At 70.4% G+C, this 15,309-nt stretch carries 14 protein-coding genes; 13 read left to right on the forward strand and 1 reads right to left on the reverse strand.

Translation table 11 applies throughout. The features are described 5' to 3' along the window. Positions 1 to 134: 134 nt before the first annotated feature. Entirely contained in the window at positions 135 to 1,151 is a 1,017-nt protein-coding gene (locus tag ACFW2Y_RS09245; protein WP_384875772.1) for a LacI family DNA-binding transcriptional regulator, read from the reverse strand. 124 nt (positions 1,152 to 1,275) lie between these two features. On the opposite strand from ACFW2Y_RS09245, the gene ACFW2Y_RS09250 reads away from it, so the two are divergent. From ACFW2Y_RS09250 to ACFW2Y_RS09310, 13 genes are all read left to right on the forward strand, one after another. Continuing rightward, positions 1,276 to 2,547: an MFS transporter gene (locus tag ACFW2Y_RS09250; protein ID WP_384875775.1), complete on the forward strand. Its 1,272-nt coding sequence runs from the start codon at positions 1,276 to 1,278 to the stop codon at positions 2,545 to 2,547. A gap of 69 nt (positions 2,548 to 2,616) precedes the next feature. Beyond that, positions 2,617 to 3,978, forward strand: coding sequence for a Pup--protein ligase (pafA, locus tag ACFW2Y_RS09255; protein WP_384875778.1), 1,362 nt, complete (start codon positions 2,617 to 2,619; stop codon positions 3,976 to 3,978). 117 nt (positions 3,979 to 4,095) lie between these two features. Then, positions 4,096 to 5,034 (forward strand): FKBP-type peptidyl-prolyl cis-trans isomerase, encoded by a 939-nt coding sequence (locus ACFW2Y_RS09260; RefSeq protein WP_384875781.1) that lies wholly within the window; start codon positions 4,096 to 4,098, stop codon positions 5,032 to 5,034. 58 nt (positions 5,035 to 5,092) lie between these two features. Next, entirely contained in the window at positions 5,093 to 5,464 is a 372-nt protein-coding gene (locus ACFW2Y_RS09265; protein WP_147977214.1) for an FKBP-type peptidyl-prolyl cis-trans isomerase, read from the forward strand. Between the two features lie 138 nt (positions 5,465 to 5,602). Further along, positions 5,603 to 6,559, forward strand: a complete 957-nt coding sequence (locus ACFW2Y_RS09270) for a helix-turn-helix transcriptional regulator (protein WP_384875784.1) — start codon at positions 5,603 to 5,605, stop codon at positions 6,557 to 6,559. A gap of 16 nt (positions 6,560 to 6,575) precedes the next feature. After that, positions 6,576 to 7,529 (forward strand): helix-turn-helix transcriptional regulator, encoded by a 954-nt coding sequence (locus ACFW2Y_RS09275; protein WP_384875787.1) that lies wholly within the window; start codon positions 6,576 to 6,578, stop codon positions 7,527 to 7,529. 52 nt (positions 7,530 to 7,581) lie between these two features. Continuing rightward, positions 7,582 to 7,845 (forward strand): hypothetical protein, encoded by a 264-nt coding sequence (locus ACFW2Y_RS09280; RefSeq protein WP_384875790.1) that lies wholly within the window; start codon positions 7,582 to 7,584, stop codon positions 7,843 to 7,845. A 35-nt stretch (positions 7,846 to 7,880) separates the two neighbouring features. Further along, positions 7,881 to 8,078, forward strand: coding sequence for a hypothetical protein (locus tag ACFW2Y_RS09285; protein WP_384875793.1), 198 nt, complete (start codon positions 7,881 to 7,883; stop codon positions 8,076 to 8,078). A 189-nt stretch (positions 8,079 to 8,267) separates the two neighbouring features. Further along, complete coding sequence (gene tatA / locus ACFW2Y_RS09290) at positions 8,268 to 8,555, forward strand: Sec-independent protein translocase subunit TatA (RefSeq protein ID WP_384875796.1); 288 nt, start codon at positions 8,268 to 8,270, stop codon at positions 8,553 to 8,555. A gap of 67 nt (positions 8,556 to 8,622) precedes the next feature. Continuing rightward, complete coding sequence (gene tatC, locus ACFW2Y_RS09295; RefSeq protein WP_384875799.1) at positions 8,623 to 9,582, forward strand: twin-arginine translocase subunit TatC; 960 nt, start codon at positions 8,623 to 8,625, stop codon at positions 9,580 to 9,582. Between the two features lie 41 nt (positions 9,583 to 9,623). Beyond that, positions 9,624 to 10,568: a diacylglycerol kinase gene (locus tag ACFW2Y_RS09300; protein ID WP_384875802.1), complete on the forward strand. Its 945-nt coding sequence runs from the start codon at positions 9,624 to 9,626 to the stop codon at positions 10,566 to 10,568. A gap of 44 nt (positions 10,569 to 10,612) precedes the next feature. Continuing rightward, on the forward strand, positions 10,613 to 13,441 hold the full coding sequence (locus ACFW2Y_RS09305; protein ID WP_384875804.1) for a DEAD/DEAH box helicase: 2,829 nt from the start codon (positions 10,613 to 10,615) through the stop codon (positions 13,439 to 13,441). A gap of 166 nt (positions 13,442 to 13,607) precedes the next feature. Beyond that, positions 13,608 to 15,035, forward strand: a complete 1,428-nt coding sequence (locus tag ACFW2Y_RS09310; RefSeq protein WP_384875807.1) for a cytochrome P450 — start codon at positions 13,608 to 13,610, stop codon at positions 15,033 to 15,035. Positions 15,036 to 15,309: the final 274 nt, after the last annotated feature.

The following is a 15,309-nucleotide window of genomic DNA, read 5'->3' on the forward strand; positions in this document are numbered from 1 at the left end:
CCGCACCCACCCCATACGACAACGCCGGCCTTCAAGACCACAACCGAGTCTTGAAGGCCGACGTCACGCCAGGCCCCGAATTAACCAACGGCATCCGCGTGGAGGCGGACCGGGGCCCCTTCGCGCACATGCGCTCAGGAGCCTGCTGCAGGGCCCGTGGAGCCGCGCGGGGCCAGGGTCACGGGCAAGAGGTCGGGAGTAGCCGCTTCGCCCGCCAGGACGCTCAGGAGGGCTTCCATGCCCCGTTCCCCGATGCGCTCGGCGGGGAGGGCGACGGTGGTCAGCTCGGGCTCGACGGCGGTTGCGAGCGCCAGGTCGTCGAATCCGGTGACCGAGACGTCTTCGGGGACCCGCAGTCCGAGGCGGCGCAGGGCCTTGCAGGCCCCGGCCGCGAGGATGTCGTCGTCGCAGACGAGGGCGGTGGGACGGGGGCCGGGCGCGGCAAGGGCCCGCTCGGTGGCGGCCATGGCGCCGTGCACGTCCAGCGGGGCGCGGACGGTCCGCACCGAGACCTCGGCGAGGGACTCGGCGAGGGCTGCGGCGCGGACGTCGAAGGTCCAGGACGGCACGGCCGAGGCGAGGTGGACGAAGCGCCGGTGGCCGAGCGCGAGGAGGTGCCCGGTGACCTGGCGCATGCCGTCGGCGACGTCCAGGTTGACGTGGGCGGCAGCGGCGTCCGCGGGGTCGCTGTCGAGCATGACCAGGGGCAGGTCGGTGCCGCGGAAGGCCTTGAGCGCGTCGGACGCCATGGAGGAGGCGATGACGCCGTCGAGGGCGGCGCGGGCCGAGGCGAAGGGGTCCTTGGCGGGCCCGATGCCGTCGGGGGAGGGGTAGAGGACGACGCCGAAGCCGTGCCGGGCTGCGACGGAGGCGGCTCCGGTGTAGACCCGGGCGAAGAACTCGTTGGTGAGGGCCGGTACGACGAGGAGCGCGGTGCGGGTCCGGCCGAGACGGAGGTTCCGGGCGGCGAGGTTGGGGCGGTAGCCGAGTCCGCGGGCGGCCTCGCGGACGGCCTCCGCGGTGCGTTCGGAGACCCGGCCGCGCCATTTGTCGCCGAGGACGAGGGAGACGGTGGCCTGGGAGACGCCCGCGGCCCTGGCGACGTCCCGGCTGGTGGGGCGGGAGCCGCCGAGCGGTTCCGGGGTCTGCACAGGAGCCTCCGAGTCGAACGGTCACGGGGCGCGGGCTGGACCCGCGCACAGGCGACATGGTACGTATGACGCCAGAAGTTATACGTAAAACCTCGATCTGGGATCGGGGCGACGGGAGAGTGACATGGCCACCGAGGCCCCCGCGCACGGCGGCTATCTCGACATACTCCGGGCGCCGCACGCAGCCCGACTGCTCGCGGGAACCCTCGTCGGCCGGCTCCCCAACGGCACCGGCCCCATCGCCATGACTCTGTTCGTCCGGGACCAGGGCGGCGGCTACAGCCTGGCCGGTGGCCTGATCGCCGCCTACGGCGTCTCCAACGCGGTCGGGCAGCCGCTCCTCGGCCGCGCCGTCGACCTCAAGGGACAGCCCAGGGTCCAGCTGCCCGCCGCGGTGCTGTCCGCACTCGGCATGGCCCTGTTCGCCCTCACCGGCATCGGCAACCTCGCGCTCGCCTATGCGGCCGTCGTCGTCGCGGGGCTCTTCACCCCACCGCTGGAGGGCGGCCTGCGCGCCCTGTGGCCGAGCGTGCTGGGCCGGGAGGACCGGGTGCACCGGGCGTACGCGCTCGACGCGGTCGCCCAGGAGGTGATGTTCACCGTGGGCCCGCTCCTGGTGACGCTGCTCGTCGCCCTGCGGTCGCCCGCCGCCGCCCTGCTCGTCATCAACCTCCTGGGCGTGCTCGGCGCTCTCGCCGTGGTGCTCTCCGAGCCGTCCCGCACCTGGCGTTCCGCCGCGCGCGAGGCCCACTGGCTGGGCGCCCTACGCTCGCCGGGCCTCCTCGCCCTCCTCGGTTCGTTCTTCTTCGTCGGGCTGGCGCTCGGCTCCATCACGGTCTCCGCCGTCGCGTACGCCGACGACCGGGGCGCGCCGTCCGTGTACGGCTGGCTGATGGCGGCCCTCGGCCTCGGCGCGCTGTTCGGCGGGGTCCTCTACGGCGCCCGGCAGTGGGTCGGGGCACCCGAGCGGCGCCTCCGGGCCCTCGTGGGCCTCCTCGCGGTCTGCTACCTGCCGCTCATGCTGACCCCCGGCCCCGTCGCCATGGCCGGCCTGTCGGTCCTCTCCGGGGTCTTCCTCGCCCCCGCCCTCGCCTGTGCGTTCATCGTGGTGGACCGGCACGCCCCGAGCGGCACCGTGACCGAGGCCTTCTCGTGGCTCGTGACCACCTTCGGGGTCGGCGCGGCCCTGGGCTCCGCCGCTGCGGGGCCCGCCGTCGAACTGGCGGGAACCACGGCCGGGTTCGCCGTCGCGGGAGCCGGCGGGCTGGCCGCCCTGCTCGTGCTGCTCGCCACCGGTCGCGCCCTCCGCGCCCCCACCGGCCGCGGCACCACCGTGCGACACGCCGCAGGAGGGGCGGTTCCCGGCGGCGTGCACGCCGAAAAGAACGCGCACTGATCGGAACACGACCGAAACGGGAACGTCCAACCCGGTTTCAGCGCACGCCGTCAGGCGTAATGTTCAGACATGGACCGCCGCATTTTCGGGCTGGAGAACGAGTACGGCGTCACGTGCACGTTCAGGGGACAGCGCCGACTGTCTCCTGACGAAGTGGCGCGCTACCTCTTCCGCCGTGTCGTGTCATGGGGCCGCAGCAGCAACGTCTTCCTGCGGAACGGCGCCCGCCTGTACCTGGACGTGGGTTCACATCCGGAATATGCCACACCGGAATGTGACAACGTGACCGAACTGGTCACCCACGACAAGGCCGGCGAGCGCATTCTCGAGGGCCTTCTCGTCGACGCCGAACGACGCCTGCACGAGGAGGGAATCGCGGGCGACGTCTATCTCTTCAAGAACAACACCGACTCGGCCGGAAACTCCTACGGCTGCCACGAGAACTATCTCGTCGCCCGGCACGGGGAGTTCTCCCGGCTCGCGGACATCCTCATCCCCTTCCTCGTGACGCGGCAGCTGATCTGCGGCGCGGGAAAGGTCCTGCAGACCCCGCGGGGTGCGGTCTACTGCGTCTCCCAGCGCGCCGAGCACATCTGGGAGGGCGTCAGTTCCGCCACCACGCGCTCCCGGCCCATCATCAACACCAGGGACGAGCCGCACGCCGACGCCGAGCGCTACCGCCGGCTGCACGTCATCGTCGGGGACTCGAACATGTCCGAGACGACGATGCTGCTCAAGGTCGGCGCCACCGACCTCGTCCTCCGGATGATCGAAGCCGGCACGGTGATGAGGGACCTGACCCTGGAGAATCCCATTCGGGCGATCCGCGAGGTCAGTCACGACATCACCGGGCAGCGCAAGGTCAGGCTCGCCAGCGGCCGTGAGGCCTCCGCCCTGGAAGTGCAGCGCGAGTACTACGAGAAGGCCGTGGACTTCGTCGACCGCCGGGGCATCCGCGCCGGCACCGTCGCCCAGGTCCTGGAACTGTGGGGCCGTACGCTCGACGCGATCGAGAGCGAGCAACTGGACCGCATCGAGACCGAGATCGACTGGGTCATGAAGCACCGACTCATCGAGCGTTACCGGACCAAGCACAACATGACCATGTCCAACCCGAGGGTCGCGCAGATAGACCTCGCCTACCACGACATCCACCGCCGCAGGGGGCTGTACTACCTGCTCCAGAAGAACGGCCAGGCGGCCCGGATCTGCAACGACATGAAGATCTTCGAGGGCAAGTCGGTGCCCCCGCAGACCACCCGGGCCCGGTTGCGCGGCGATTTCATCCGGCGCGCCCAGGAACAGCGGCGCGACTTCACCGTCGACTGGGTCCACCTCAAGCTGAACGACCAGGCCCAGCGCACGGTGCTGTGCAAGGACCCGTTCCGTTCCGTCGACGACCGGGTGGAAAAGCTGATCGCCGGAATGTAGGAAGGTCGCACTGGTCGGCTGGGCCCCGCACGTTCCCCGTGCGGGGCCCTCGACGTGACAGGAGGAACGCCTAGAGTGTCGGCACCATTACTGTGCCGTCTGAGATCTGAGGAACACGTGCGCCGACTTGCCGGCCTACTCGTCGTCCCGCTGCTGCTGCTCTCCACCGCGGCGTGCGGCAGCGACGACAAGGGCTCCGATTCCGTCTCGATGAAGAACGGGCTGCCCGCCATCACCGCGGGGGAGAAGTTCGGGGAGAAGCCGACCCTCTCCAAGGGGGAGGGCGACCCGCCCAAGGAACTGAAGGTCAACGTCATCAGCGAGGGCGACGGCGCGGTGACGAAGAAGGGCGATGCGCTCCAGGTGAACTACCTGGGCCAGGCCTGGGACTCCACCACCCCGTTCGACAACAGTTTCGACCGCGGTCAGCCCTTCGACCTCACGCTGGGCGCCGGTCAGGTCATCAAGGGCTGGGACCAGGGTCTGGAAGGCCAGAAGGTCGGCAGCCGCATCGAGATCGGCATTCCGCCGGAGCTCGGCTACGGTGCGCAGGGGCAGGGGGACATCAAGCCCAACGCCACCCTCGTCTTCGTCGTGGACATCCTGAAGGCCGTGACCATCCCGAAGTCCGCCACGGGCACCCCGGTCGCCCAGGACGACAAGGACCTGCCGCAGGTCGGTACGAACACCGACGGCAAGGCCCCTTCGCTGACGGTCCCGAAGGCCGACCCGCCGACCAAACTCGTCTCCAACTACGTGCTGGAGTCCACGGGCGAGGCCGTCCAGGCCACCGACACGGTGGTCGTGAACTACGTCGCAGCCCTGTGGGCGGACGGCAAGGTCTTCGACTCCACCTACACCACGGGCAAGCCCGCCAACTTCCCGTTGCCGCAGCTCACCCTGAAGGGCCTCAAGGACGGTCTCGTCGGCAAGAAGATCGGCAGCCGCGTCCTCATCGTCGCTCCGCCGTCGGAGGCGTTCGGCAACGAGGAGAAGCAGGGCATCCCGAAGAACTCGACGCTGGTCTTCGCCGTGGACATCCTGGCAAAGATGTAAGACTGTCCCGATCGCGCATTTCACCCTTGCGCAGTTCATCAGTATGAGGAGCAGTTCAGTGAGCATCGAGAAGCCCGAGGTCGACTTCCCGGGTGGCGAGCCGCCGAAGGACCTGGAGATCAAGGACATCTGGGAGGGCGACGGCCCGGAGGCCAAGGCCGGCGCCACCGTCTCCGTCCACTACGTGGGCGTCTCCTTCTCCACCGGTGAGGAGTTCGACTCCTCCTGGAACCGCGGCACCCCGCTGCAGTTCCAGCTCGGCGTCGGCCAGGTCATCCAGGGCTGGGACAAGGGCGTGCAGGGCATGAAGGTCGGCGGGCGTCGCCAGCTGATCATCCCCGCCCACCTGGCCTACGGCGACCGGGGCGCCGGCGGCAAGATCGCTCCGGGCGAGACGCTGATCTTCGTTTGCGACCTGGTCGCCGTCTGATCGGTCACGCCCGACCGGTGACGGTCTTCCGAGGGTCCTCGTCGTCCACGGCGAGGACCCTCGGCTTTTGTCCCGACACTCCGGGGCGGTACGGTCGGACGTCCGAGAACTGGAACCGGGGAAGGGTGCGGGGCGTCGATGGCGATCGCCAAGTCCGAGCGGCTGATGAATCTCGCGCTGTGCCTGCTCGGGACGCGCCGTCCGTTGAGCAAGCGCGAGCTCCGCGGTTCCATCGAGGCGTACCTCGAGGCGAGCGGCGACGACGCCTTCAACCGCATGTTCGAGCGCGACAAGGACGACCTCCGCGAGCTCGGCCTGGTCATCGAGACCGTCGAGAACCTGGAGGGCGAGACCGGTTACCTCGCTCGCCGCGACTCCAACCGGCTCCCGCCGATCACCCTCGACGCCGAGGAGGCCGCCGCGCTCGGCCTCGCGGCCAAGGTCTGGCAGCAGGCCCGTCTGGCCGGGGCCGCCAGCGGTGCCCTCCAGAAGCTTCGCGCCGCCGGCATGCCCGAGGCCGGGGACTCCTACGACACCCAGCCCAGTGCCCTCGAACCGCGCATCCCGGTGCGCGAGACCGCCTTCGAGCCGCTCATGCTGGCCTGCCGTGACCGACGGCCCGTCGTCTTCGACTACCGCAAGGCCAATGCGGCCCGCCCCGAGACCCGCCACGTCGAGCCGTGGACCCTCGAATGCTGGCGCGGTCACTGGTACCTGGCCGGTTGGGATCGCGACCGCGGTGCCGAGCGCGTCTTCCGGCTCTCCCGCATCACCGGGAAGGTCCGCTCACGGGCCGGTGCCTTCACCGCGCCCGTCCCCGACGTCTCCACCGTCCGGGAGACCGTCGAGAGCTGGGCCGGCGAGACCGCCACCCGCTCCGCCCGGATCAGGCTCCGCGCCGGCTGCGGCTACCCGCTCCGCGCCCGTGCCGGTTCGGTGACCGAGGGTGACGACGGCTGGGACGAACTGGAGATCCCGTACGGGCACGGGCTCGACGCCTGGCTCGTCGAGTTCGGCCCCGACGTCGTCGTGCTGGAGCCGGCCGACCTGCGGGCCGACGTGATGGACCGGCTGCGCGCCGTGGCCAAGGGCTGAGGGGGAGACGTACCGCATGGCTGCCAACGCGATCGACCAGACGAGGCGAATGCTCTCCCTCGTCACCTATCTCCGCGAGCGCCCCGGCGCCCACGTCGCCGACGTGGCCCGTGCCTTCGGGATCACCGAGGACGAGCTCATCGCCGACCTGGACGTGCTGCCCATGTGCGGCACCAGCTTCCGCGGCGGGGACCTGCTCGACATCGACACCGACGGCGACCGGATCTGGTGGCACAACCCCGACGACGTGGCGGAACCGCTGCGGCTCGCCGCTGATGAGGCGACCGCGCTGCTCGTCGCCGCCCGTGCCGTCGCCACCCTTCCGGGGCTCCGCGAGAGCGACCGGGAAGCCCTGCTGCGGGCCACCGCCAAGCTGGAGGCCGCGGCCGGCGAAGCCGCCGGGGCCAGTGCCCGGCTCTCGGTCACCTTCGAATCCGAAGGAGGGGTCTTCGCCGAGGTGGACCGGGCGATCTCCGAGCGGCGACGCCTCTGGGTGCGGTACTACTCGCCCGCGCGTGACGAACTCACGGAGCGCGAGGTCGACCCGATCCGGCTCTTCGCCGTCGGCCACACCTACATGGAGGCGTGGTGCCGGCTCTCCGAGGCACGCCGCACCTTCCGGCTCGACCGCGTCGCGGAGATCCGCATCCTCGACGAGCACGCCGCGCCGCCCGAACTGGAATTGCGGGACCTCTCCGAGGGCCTCGTCCAGCCGTCCGCCGGTGACCCCGAGGTGATCGTCGAGGTCGGACCCGGCGGTCGCTGGGTGGCCGAGTACTACCCGCACGACCGGGCCGAGGAACTGTCCGACGGCGGACTCCGGATCACCCTGCGGACGCCCGATCCCGCCTCGCTGCGCAGGCTGGCGTTGCGGTTGGGCAGCGACGGACGCATCGTGGCGCCTGCGGACCTCGCGGACAGCGCGAGGGCGGCGGCCTCTGCAGCGCTCGCCGCGTACGAAGCCGTGTGACGTTCTCCGGTTCGGGGGCGCTGTTACTGACGTGATGCCAAAGTCGAGAGAGATGAGGGAGATGTCCGCGATGTATGGATTTGCGGCTTCCGTGACCCCGGTCCTCTTCAAGGCCGCCTGCCCCGACTGCCGCTCCCGCTTCGAACTCTCCGCGAGTGCCCTGCGCCTCGCCATCGGAGCCAGCCGCCGCACCACCTTCTACTCCTTCACCTGCCCCGAGTGCGGCAGTTCCGTCCGCAAGCCCGCCGGTGAGCGCATCGTCGAGCTCCTCACCGGCGGTGGGGTCCGTACCCTGCGCCTCCACACCACCGTCTGAACGATCCGCATCCGTCCAAGGTCTAGGCTCAGCACATGTTCTGGCCCATGCTCGCCATCGCCCTCGGCTTCCTCGGCCTCGCCGTCCTCGGCGTCCTCGCCGTCCGGGTCTTCCTCGAGGTCAGGCGCCTCGGCCGTCAGGTGGCCCACACCACGCGGCGCATCAACCAGGCCGCCCAGGAATTGGAAACCGCTGCCGCCGATCTTGCCCGAACCGGTGATTCGCTCCGCTAGGTCGGTGCCGTACGCTGCAGGAAACGCCCTTGGTCCGGGCCCGCGCGGCGCAATCGGGAGTATGCACGGGCATTGCCCCGCGTTTACTCCTGCGGGTTACGATCGCAGGCAGCGCGGTGGCCGGACGCATGTCCGACCGGCCGGGCACGCACTCCCCATGCCGCCTCGGTGAGAAGGTAGACCACAGCCATGTTCCGTCAGATCGGTCCCCTCGAGATCAGCCTCATCCTGCTCGTCGTCGTGCTGCTCTTCGGCGCCAAGAAGCTCCCCGAGATGGCGCGTTCCCTGGGCAAGTCCGCCCGGATCCTGAAGAGCGAGGCGAAGGCGATGAAGACGGAGGGTGCGGAGGGCGCCGCCGCCCCCGCCGCCCAGCAGGCCGAGCAGACGGCCGCTGCTCCGCGGACCATCAAGGCCGCCCCCGGCGACGTCACCTCGGCCCGGCCCGTCACCGAGACCACGGACACCACCCAGCGCTGATCCGGTTCGACCCGCTCGCCCCAAGGCCGCAGCACGGCGGCCTGCCCGCATGAGATGAGGACGTGGGTTGCTCAAGTCTGCCCGCACACAGAAGCAGAAGGACCCCGAGGGGCGGATGCCGCTCGTGGACCACCTGCGCGAGCTGCGCAACCGCGTGGCCAAGGCGATGCTGGCGATCGTCGTGGCCTCCATCGTGGCCGCGTTCTTCAGTCAGCAGCTGATGGACCTTCTGTCCTCGCCCGTGCCGAAGTGCCCGCCCGACACCACGGTCTCCGACAACACCGGCGGTCGTTGCGTCATCATCGCGTACCAGACCATGTTGTCGCCGTTCACCTCGACGGTGAAGGTCGTCATGCTGGCGGGCGTCATCGCCTCCACACCGGTCTGGCTGTACCAGCTGTGGGCTTTCGTCGCGCCCGGCCTCCACAAGAGCGAGAAGAAGTACACGTACTACTTCGCTGCCGCTGCGGTTCCCCTCTTCGCCGCCGGCACGTACACCGCCTACCTGATCATGCCGGTCAGCGTGAAGGTCCTCATCAGCATCACGCCCGACGTGGCGTCGAACTTCCTCTCGCTCGACGACCTCCTGGACTTCACCACCCGCATGGTGCTCGTCTTCGGCCTGGCCTTCGAGCTGCCGCTGCTGTTGATGATGCTCAACTTCACGGGACTGGTCACGGGCAAGCGCATGGCCGGGTGGTGGCGCGCCATGGTCATGTCCACCTTCATCTTCGGTGCCGTGGCCACCCCGTCCACCGACCCGCTCGGCATGATCGCCCTCGCGGGGCCGATCATCGTCCTCTACTTCATGGCGGTCGGCGTCGCCCTCCTCAACGACCGCCGACGCCAGCGCGCCAACCCCGACGCCGAACTGAGTGACGACGAGGCCTCTTCGCTCGACCTCACCCCGGAGGCCGTGGGTGCCGTCGAACCCTTGAACGGAACCCGCTCCCTGCCCGAGCAGGCCACCGGCGAGCAGGGTGGGACCGGGACGCACCGGCTCAACGGTTACGACGACATCACCTGATCTTGTAGGGTCCCCCCAGACTCCGTCCGGGGGGACCCCCAATGGCCAGCGACATCACCCTCTTCGTCAATCCGACTGCCGGCCGCGGCCGTGGCGCCCGCGCCGCCCAGCCCGCAGCCAGGACGCTCCGGGACGCCGGATTCTCCGTCCGCACCGTCCTCGGGATCGACGCCGAGGACGCCCTGGCGCGCGCCCGCCGGGCCGTCGGCGAGGGCACCGGAGCCCTCGTCGTCGTCGGAGGCGACGGCATGGTCTCCCTCGCGCTCCAGGCCGTCGCCGGCACCACCACCCCCCTCGGGGTCATCGCTGCCGGAACCGGCAACGACTTCGCCCGCACCCTCGACCTGCCCGTCCGTGAACCGGCCGCCGCGGCCCGGCTCGCCGCCGACGTCCTCAAGGGCGGGGGAGCCCGGGCCATGGACCTCGGGCGGGTGACGGTCGGAACCCGCACCCGCTGGTACGGCACCGTCCTCGCCTCGGGCTTCGACTCCCGCGTCAACGACCGGGGCAACCGGATGCGCCTCCCCGTCGGGCGCTTCAAGTACGACCTTGCGATCCTCGCCGAGCTCGCCGCCTTCAAGCCCGTCCCGTACCGCCTCGCCTTCGAGGACGGGCGCGTGCTGGAGGTCGACGCGACCCTCGTCGCCGTCGGCAACGGCACCTCCTACGGCGGCGGCATGCGGATCTGCGCCGACGCCCGCACCGACGACGGACTCCTGGACGTCACGGTCGTCGGCGACTGTGACCGCACCACCCTGATCAAGGTGTTCCCCCGCGTCTACCAGGGCACCCACCTCGACCACCCCGAGGTGACCACTCACCGGGTCCGCTCCCTCACCCTCGACGCCCCCGACACCACCGGCTACGCCGACGGCGAGCGCCTGGGCTCCCTGCCGCTCGCCGTGGAGTGCGCACCGGGTGCGCTGCGCGTCCTCGCGCCGCCCGTGCCCTCCACCGGAGCCCCACCCTCCGCATCCCCTCGATAAAGATCGCGTCACTGTCACAGGGGGCGGGTAGGCTCGACAACAAGATGACAGAGGACCTCACACCAGCCGAGGCGTACGCGGCGGCCCGCGCCCGCAACGCCGAGCAGGCCACCGCGCTGGCCCCCTTCCGCGAGATGTACGACTTCGACCTGGACCCCTTCCAGATCGAGGCCTGTCAGGCACTCGAAGCGGGAAAGGGCGTGCTCGTCGCCGCGCCGACGGGATCCGGGAAGACCATCGTCGGCGAGTTCGCCGTCCACCTGGCCCTCGCCCAGGGCCGCAAGTGCTTCTACACGACCCCCATCAAGGCGCTGTCGAACCAGAAGTACGCCGACCTCGTCAAACGGTACGGGGCCGACAAGGTCGGTCTGCTCACCGGTGACAACAGCGTCAACGGCGACGCCCCGATCGTCGTCATGACCACCGAAGTCCTCCGCAACATGCTCTATGCGGGGTCGCAGACGCTCTCCGGCCTCGGGTACGTCGTGATGGACGAGGTCCACTACCTCTCCGACCGCTTCCGCGGCGCCGTCTGGGAGGAAGTGATCATCCACCTCCCCGAGTCCGTCACCCTCGTCTCGCTCTCCGCGACCGTCTCCAACGCCGAGGAGTTCGGCGACTGGCTCGACACCGTACGCGGCGACACCGAGGTCATCGTCTCGGAGAGCCGGCCCGTGCCGCTCTGGCAGCACGTGCTCGCGGGGCGCCGGATGTACGACCTCTTCGAGGAGGAGACCGACCACGGCGGTCGGGGCGCGTCCCGGCGGGAGCTCAACCCCGACCTCCTCCGTCTCGCCCGCACCGAGAACACGCGCACGTACAACCCGCGCGACCGGCGGCGCGGCAAGATGGTTCGCGAGGCCGACCGCGAGCGCGAGCGCCGCCAGCGCTCCAGGATCTGGACGCCTGGCCGCCCCGAGGTCATCGAGCGCCTCGACGCCGAAGGGCTGCTGCCCGCCATCACCTTCATCTTCAGCCGCGCCGGCTGCGAGTCCGCCGTGCAGCAGTGCCTCTACGCCGGTCTCCGACTCAATGACGACGAGGGGCGGCAGCGGGTCCGGGAGATCGTCGAGGCGCGCACCGCTGCGATCCCCTCCGAGGACCTCCACGTCCTCGGGTACTACGAGTGGCTCGAAGCCCTGGAGCGGGGCATCGCCGCCCACCACGCCGGAATGCTCCCGACCTTCAAGGAGGTCGTCGAGGAGCTCTTCGTCCGTGGGCTGGTCAAGGCGGTCTTCGCCACCGAGACCCTGGCCCTCGGCATCAACATGCCCGCGCGCTCCGTCATCCTGGAGAAGCTCGTCAAGTGGAACGGCGAGCAGCACGCGGACATCACTCCCGGTGAGTACACCCAGCTCACCGGCCGTGCCGGGCGTCGCGGCATCGACGTCGAGGGGCACGCCGTCGTGCTCTGGCAGCGTGGCCTCGACCCCGAGCACCTCGCCGGACTCGCCGGCACGCGCACGTACCCGCTGCGCTCCAGCTTCAAGCCCTCGTACAACATGGCGGTCAACCTGGTCGACCAGTTCGGCCGGCACCGCTCCAGGGAGCTGCTGGAGACCTCCTTCGCCCAGTTCCAGGCCGACCGCTCCGTCGTGGGCATCTCGCGCCAGGTCCAACGGAACGAAGAGGGGCTCCAGGGCTACCGCGAGGGCATGACCTGCCACCTCGGTGACTTCGAGGAGTACGCGCGGCTCCGCCGCGACCTCAAGGACCGCGAGACCGAACTGGCCCGGCAGGGCGCGGCCCAGCGCCGCGCCCAGGCAGCCAGTTCCCTGGAGAAGCTCAAGCCCGGTGACGTCATCCACGTCCCCACCGGAAAGTTCGCCGGCCTCGCGCTCGTGCTCGACCCGGGCATCCCCGCGGGCCGCACCAACGGCCACCGGGGCTTCGAGCACCACGACGGGCCGCGCCCCCTCGTCCTCACCGCCGAACGACAGGTCAAGAGGCTCGCCTCGATCGACTTCCCGGTCCCGGTCGAAGCGCTGGAGCGCATGAGGATCCCCAAGTCCTTCAACCCACGCTCCCCGCAGTCCCGGCGCGATCTCGCCTCCGCCCTGCGGAGCAAGGCCGGGCACATCAACCCCGAGCGGCACCGCCGGCAGCGGTCGGCAGCCGCCGATGACCGCGAGATCGCCAGGTTGCGCACCGAGATCCGCGCCCACCCCTGTCACGGCTGCGACGAGCGCGAGGACCACGCCCGCTGGGCCGAGCGCCACCACCGGCTGCAGCGCGACACCCAGCAGTTGGAGCGGCGGATCGAAGGCCGTACCAACACCATCGCCCGTACCTTCGACCGGATCGTCGCGCTTCTCACCGAGCTCGACTACCTGCGCGGCGACGAGGTCACGGCCAATGGCAAGCGGCTCGCCCGGCTCTACGGCGAACTCGACCTGCTGGCCAGCGAATGCCTCCGCGACCGGGTGTGGGAAGGGCTCACCCCGGCCGAGCTCGCGGCCTGCGTTTCGGCGTTGGTGTTCGAGGCGCGTCAGTCCGACGACGCCGTCGTGCCCAAGCTGCCCAGTGGGAACGCGAAGGCCGCCCTCGGCGAGATGGTCCGCATCTGGGGTCGACTGGACGCTCTCGAAGAGGAGTTCAAGATCAACCAGGCGGAGGGGGTCGGCCAGCGCGAGCCCGATCTCGGCTTCGCCTGGGCCGCCTACCAATGGGCCTCCGACAAGAGCCTCGACGAGGTGCTCAGGGAGGCGGAGATGCCCGCGGGCGACTTCGTCCGGTGGTGCAAGCAGGTGATCGACGTCCTCGGACAGATCGCTGCGGCGGCGCCCAAGGAGAACAGCACCGTCGCAAAGAACGCCCGCAAGGCCGTGGACGCGCTGCTGCGCGGTGTCGTCGCCTACAGTTCGGTGGGCTGACGGACCGTCTCTTTCCGGTGGGGTCCACGGCCTTCGGGGCGTGGACCCCACCGTTGCGTCGTGCCGGCGGTTGTCCACAGGTACTTGTCCACAGGGGTGGCGCGGGGGTCCGGCCTTCCGCTTGCATGGACCTGCAAGCAGAGGAAGCCAGTCGGGGAGGACACGCATGACCGTGCACGCTGGTCCGGGTGTGGGGGCACGAGACGAGGGACAGCGGGCCGAGCCGTCGGGCCGGGAGCACGCCGAGGGGGCGACACCGGTGTTCGCCGAGGGGCCTCGGGGCCTGCCGCTCCTCGGGAACCTCCCCGCCTTCGGCAAGGACCCCCTGGCCTTCTTCGAACTCCTGCGGGAGCGCGGGGACTTCGTCCGCTGGCGCTTCGGTCGTGGTCCCGCCCTCTTCATCGCCGACCCCGATGCCATCGGTGAACTCCTCACCGAGGTCGAGCGGACCTTCGACCAGCCCGATCTGGGCATTGCGTTCCGGACCCTCCTCGGCAACGGCACCGTCGTCGCCAAGGGGGCCGACTGGCGGCGCAAACGCTCGCTGGTACAGCCCTCGGTCCGCCCCAAGCAGGTGCGTTCCTATGCGTCGACGATGGCTGAGTGTGCGGTCGCCCTGGCCGACCGTTGGACGGACGGGCAGCACGTCGACATCAAGAAGGAGATGGCGGCGCTCACCCAACTCATCGCGGTGCGGACCATCTTCGGCGTCGACACCGCTGCGGACGCCGAGTCCATCGGCCGTGCGATGGATGTCGCGCAGAAGGAGATCGGAGCCGAGTTCAGCGGCATCGGCGCCCTGTTGCCCGATTGGGTACCCACCCCCGGGCGCGCCCGGATCAAGCGGGCCACCGCCGTCATCGACGCCGAGGTCTCCCGGGTGGTCTCCCGTCACCGCGGCGGTGACACCGAGCGCCCCGACCTGCTGAGCAGGCTCCTGACCGCCCGTGACGAGACCGGCGCCAGCCTTTCCGACCGGGAGATCCGTGACGAGACCGTCACCCTGTACATCGGCGGTCACGAGACGACCAGCTCCACCCTCGTCTGGGCCTGGTACCTGCTCTCCCAGAACCCGCGGGTCCGTGAGGCGCTCACCACGGAACTCGACCGCGTCCTCGCCGACCACGAGCCCGGATACGACGACTACGCGGAGCTCACCTACACCCAGGCGGTCATCAAGGAGACGCTCCGCCTCTACCCCACCATCTGGCTCCTCACGGGCATCGCCAAGGAAGGCGCCACCCTCGGTGGCACCCCGGTGCCCGCCGGTACCCGGGTGTGGTCGAGCCAGTGGGCCACCCACCGTGACCCCCGCTGGTACGGCGACCCCGAAGCCTTCCGCCCCGAGCGCTGGCTCCCCGGCGAGGACGGCGAACCGGCCGAACGGATCCCGGAGTACGCCTGGTACCCCTTCGGCGGTGGTCCCCGCGTGTGCCTGGGCACCCGCTTCGCCCTCGTCGAAGCGGTCCTCGTCCTCGCCGTCCTCGCCCGGCGCTACGACCTCGACCTCACGACCGGGGGGATACGTCCGGTCCCCAGCCTCACCCTCCAACCGGACCGGGACGTCCTCGCCACCGTGCGTGCCCGGAAGTGAGGACGGCGCCGGGTCGCTTCCCCGCGGTCGCGCGTTGACCGGGTGCGGCTAAGGTCGCTGGATGGTTCATGATCCGGAGGCCTTCGACACCGCGATGATCGCCTGGCAGGAATGGCAGGAGGCCCCGTGGGGCCGGCTCCGTTACGCACTCGCTGAGGCCAACCTGGTGCATGACCTCGGCGACGGCTGCGGCGCCGGGCCCCTGCGGGTCCTCGACCTCGCGGGTGGCGACGGAGGCGACGCGCTGCGGCTGGCTGCGCGTGGGCACCTCGTC

This window comes from Streptomyces sp. NPDC058877 (genome assembly GCF_042742855.1).
GTDB lineage: Bacteria > Actinomycetota > Actinomycetes > Streptomycetales > Streptomycetaceae > Streptomyces.

Bases quoted from the DNA above. Each gene is read 5' to 3' on its own strand.
- ACFW2Y_RS09300 (WP_384875802.1), top strand. From the start codon at position 9,624: ATGGCCAGCGACATCACCCTCTTCGTCAATCCGACTGCCGGCCGCGGC.
- ACFW2Y_RS09270 (WP_384875784.1), top strand. From the start codon at position 5,603: ATGGCGATCGCCAAGTCCGAGCGGCTGATGAATCTCGCGCTGTGCCTG.
- ACFW2Y_RS09250 (WP_384875775.1), top strand. From the start codon at position 1,276: ATGGCCACCGAGGCCCCCGCGCACGGCGGCTATCTCGACATACTCCGG.
- ACFW2Y_RS09305 (WP_384875804.1), top strand. From the start codon at position 10,613: ATGACAGAGGACCTCACACCAGCCGAGGCGTACGCGGCGGCCCGCGCC.
- pafA (WP_384875778.1), top strand. From the start codon at position 2,617: ATGGACCGCCGCATTTTCGGGCTGGAGAACGAGTACGGCGTCACGTGC.
- ACFW2Y_RS09285 (WP_384875793.1), top strand. From the start codon at position 7,881: ATGTTCTGGCCCATGCTCGCCATCGCCCTCGGCTTCCTCGGCCTCGCC.
- tatA (WP_384875796.1), top strand. From the start codon at position 8,268: ATGTTCCGTCAGATCGGTCCCCTCGAGATCAGCCTCATCCTGCTCGTC.
- ACFW2Y_RS09310 (WP_384875807.1), top strand. From the start codon at position 13,608: ATGACCGTGCACGCTGGTCCGGGTGTGGGGGCACGAGACGAGGGACAG.
- ACFW2Y_RS09275 (WP_384875787.1), top strand. From the start codon at position 6,576: ATGGCTGCCAACGCGATCGACCAGACGAGGCGAATGCTCTCCCTCGTC.
- ACFW2Y_RS09280 (WP_384875790.1), top strand. From the start codon at position 7,582: ATGAGGGAGATGTCCGCGATGTATGGATTTGCGGCTTCCGTGACCCCG.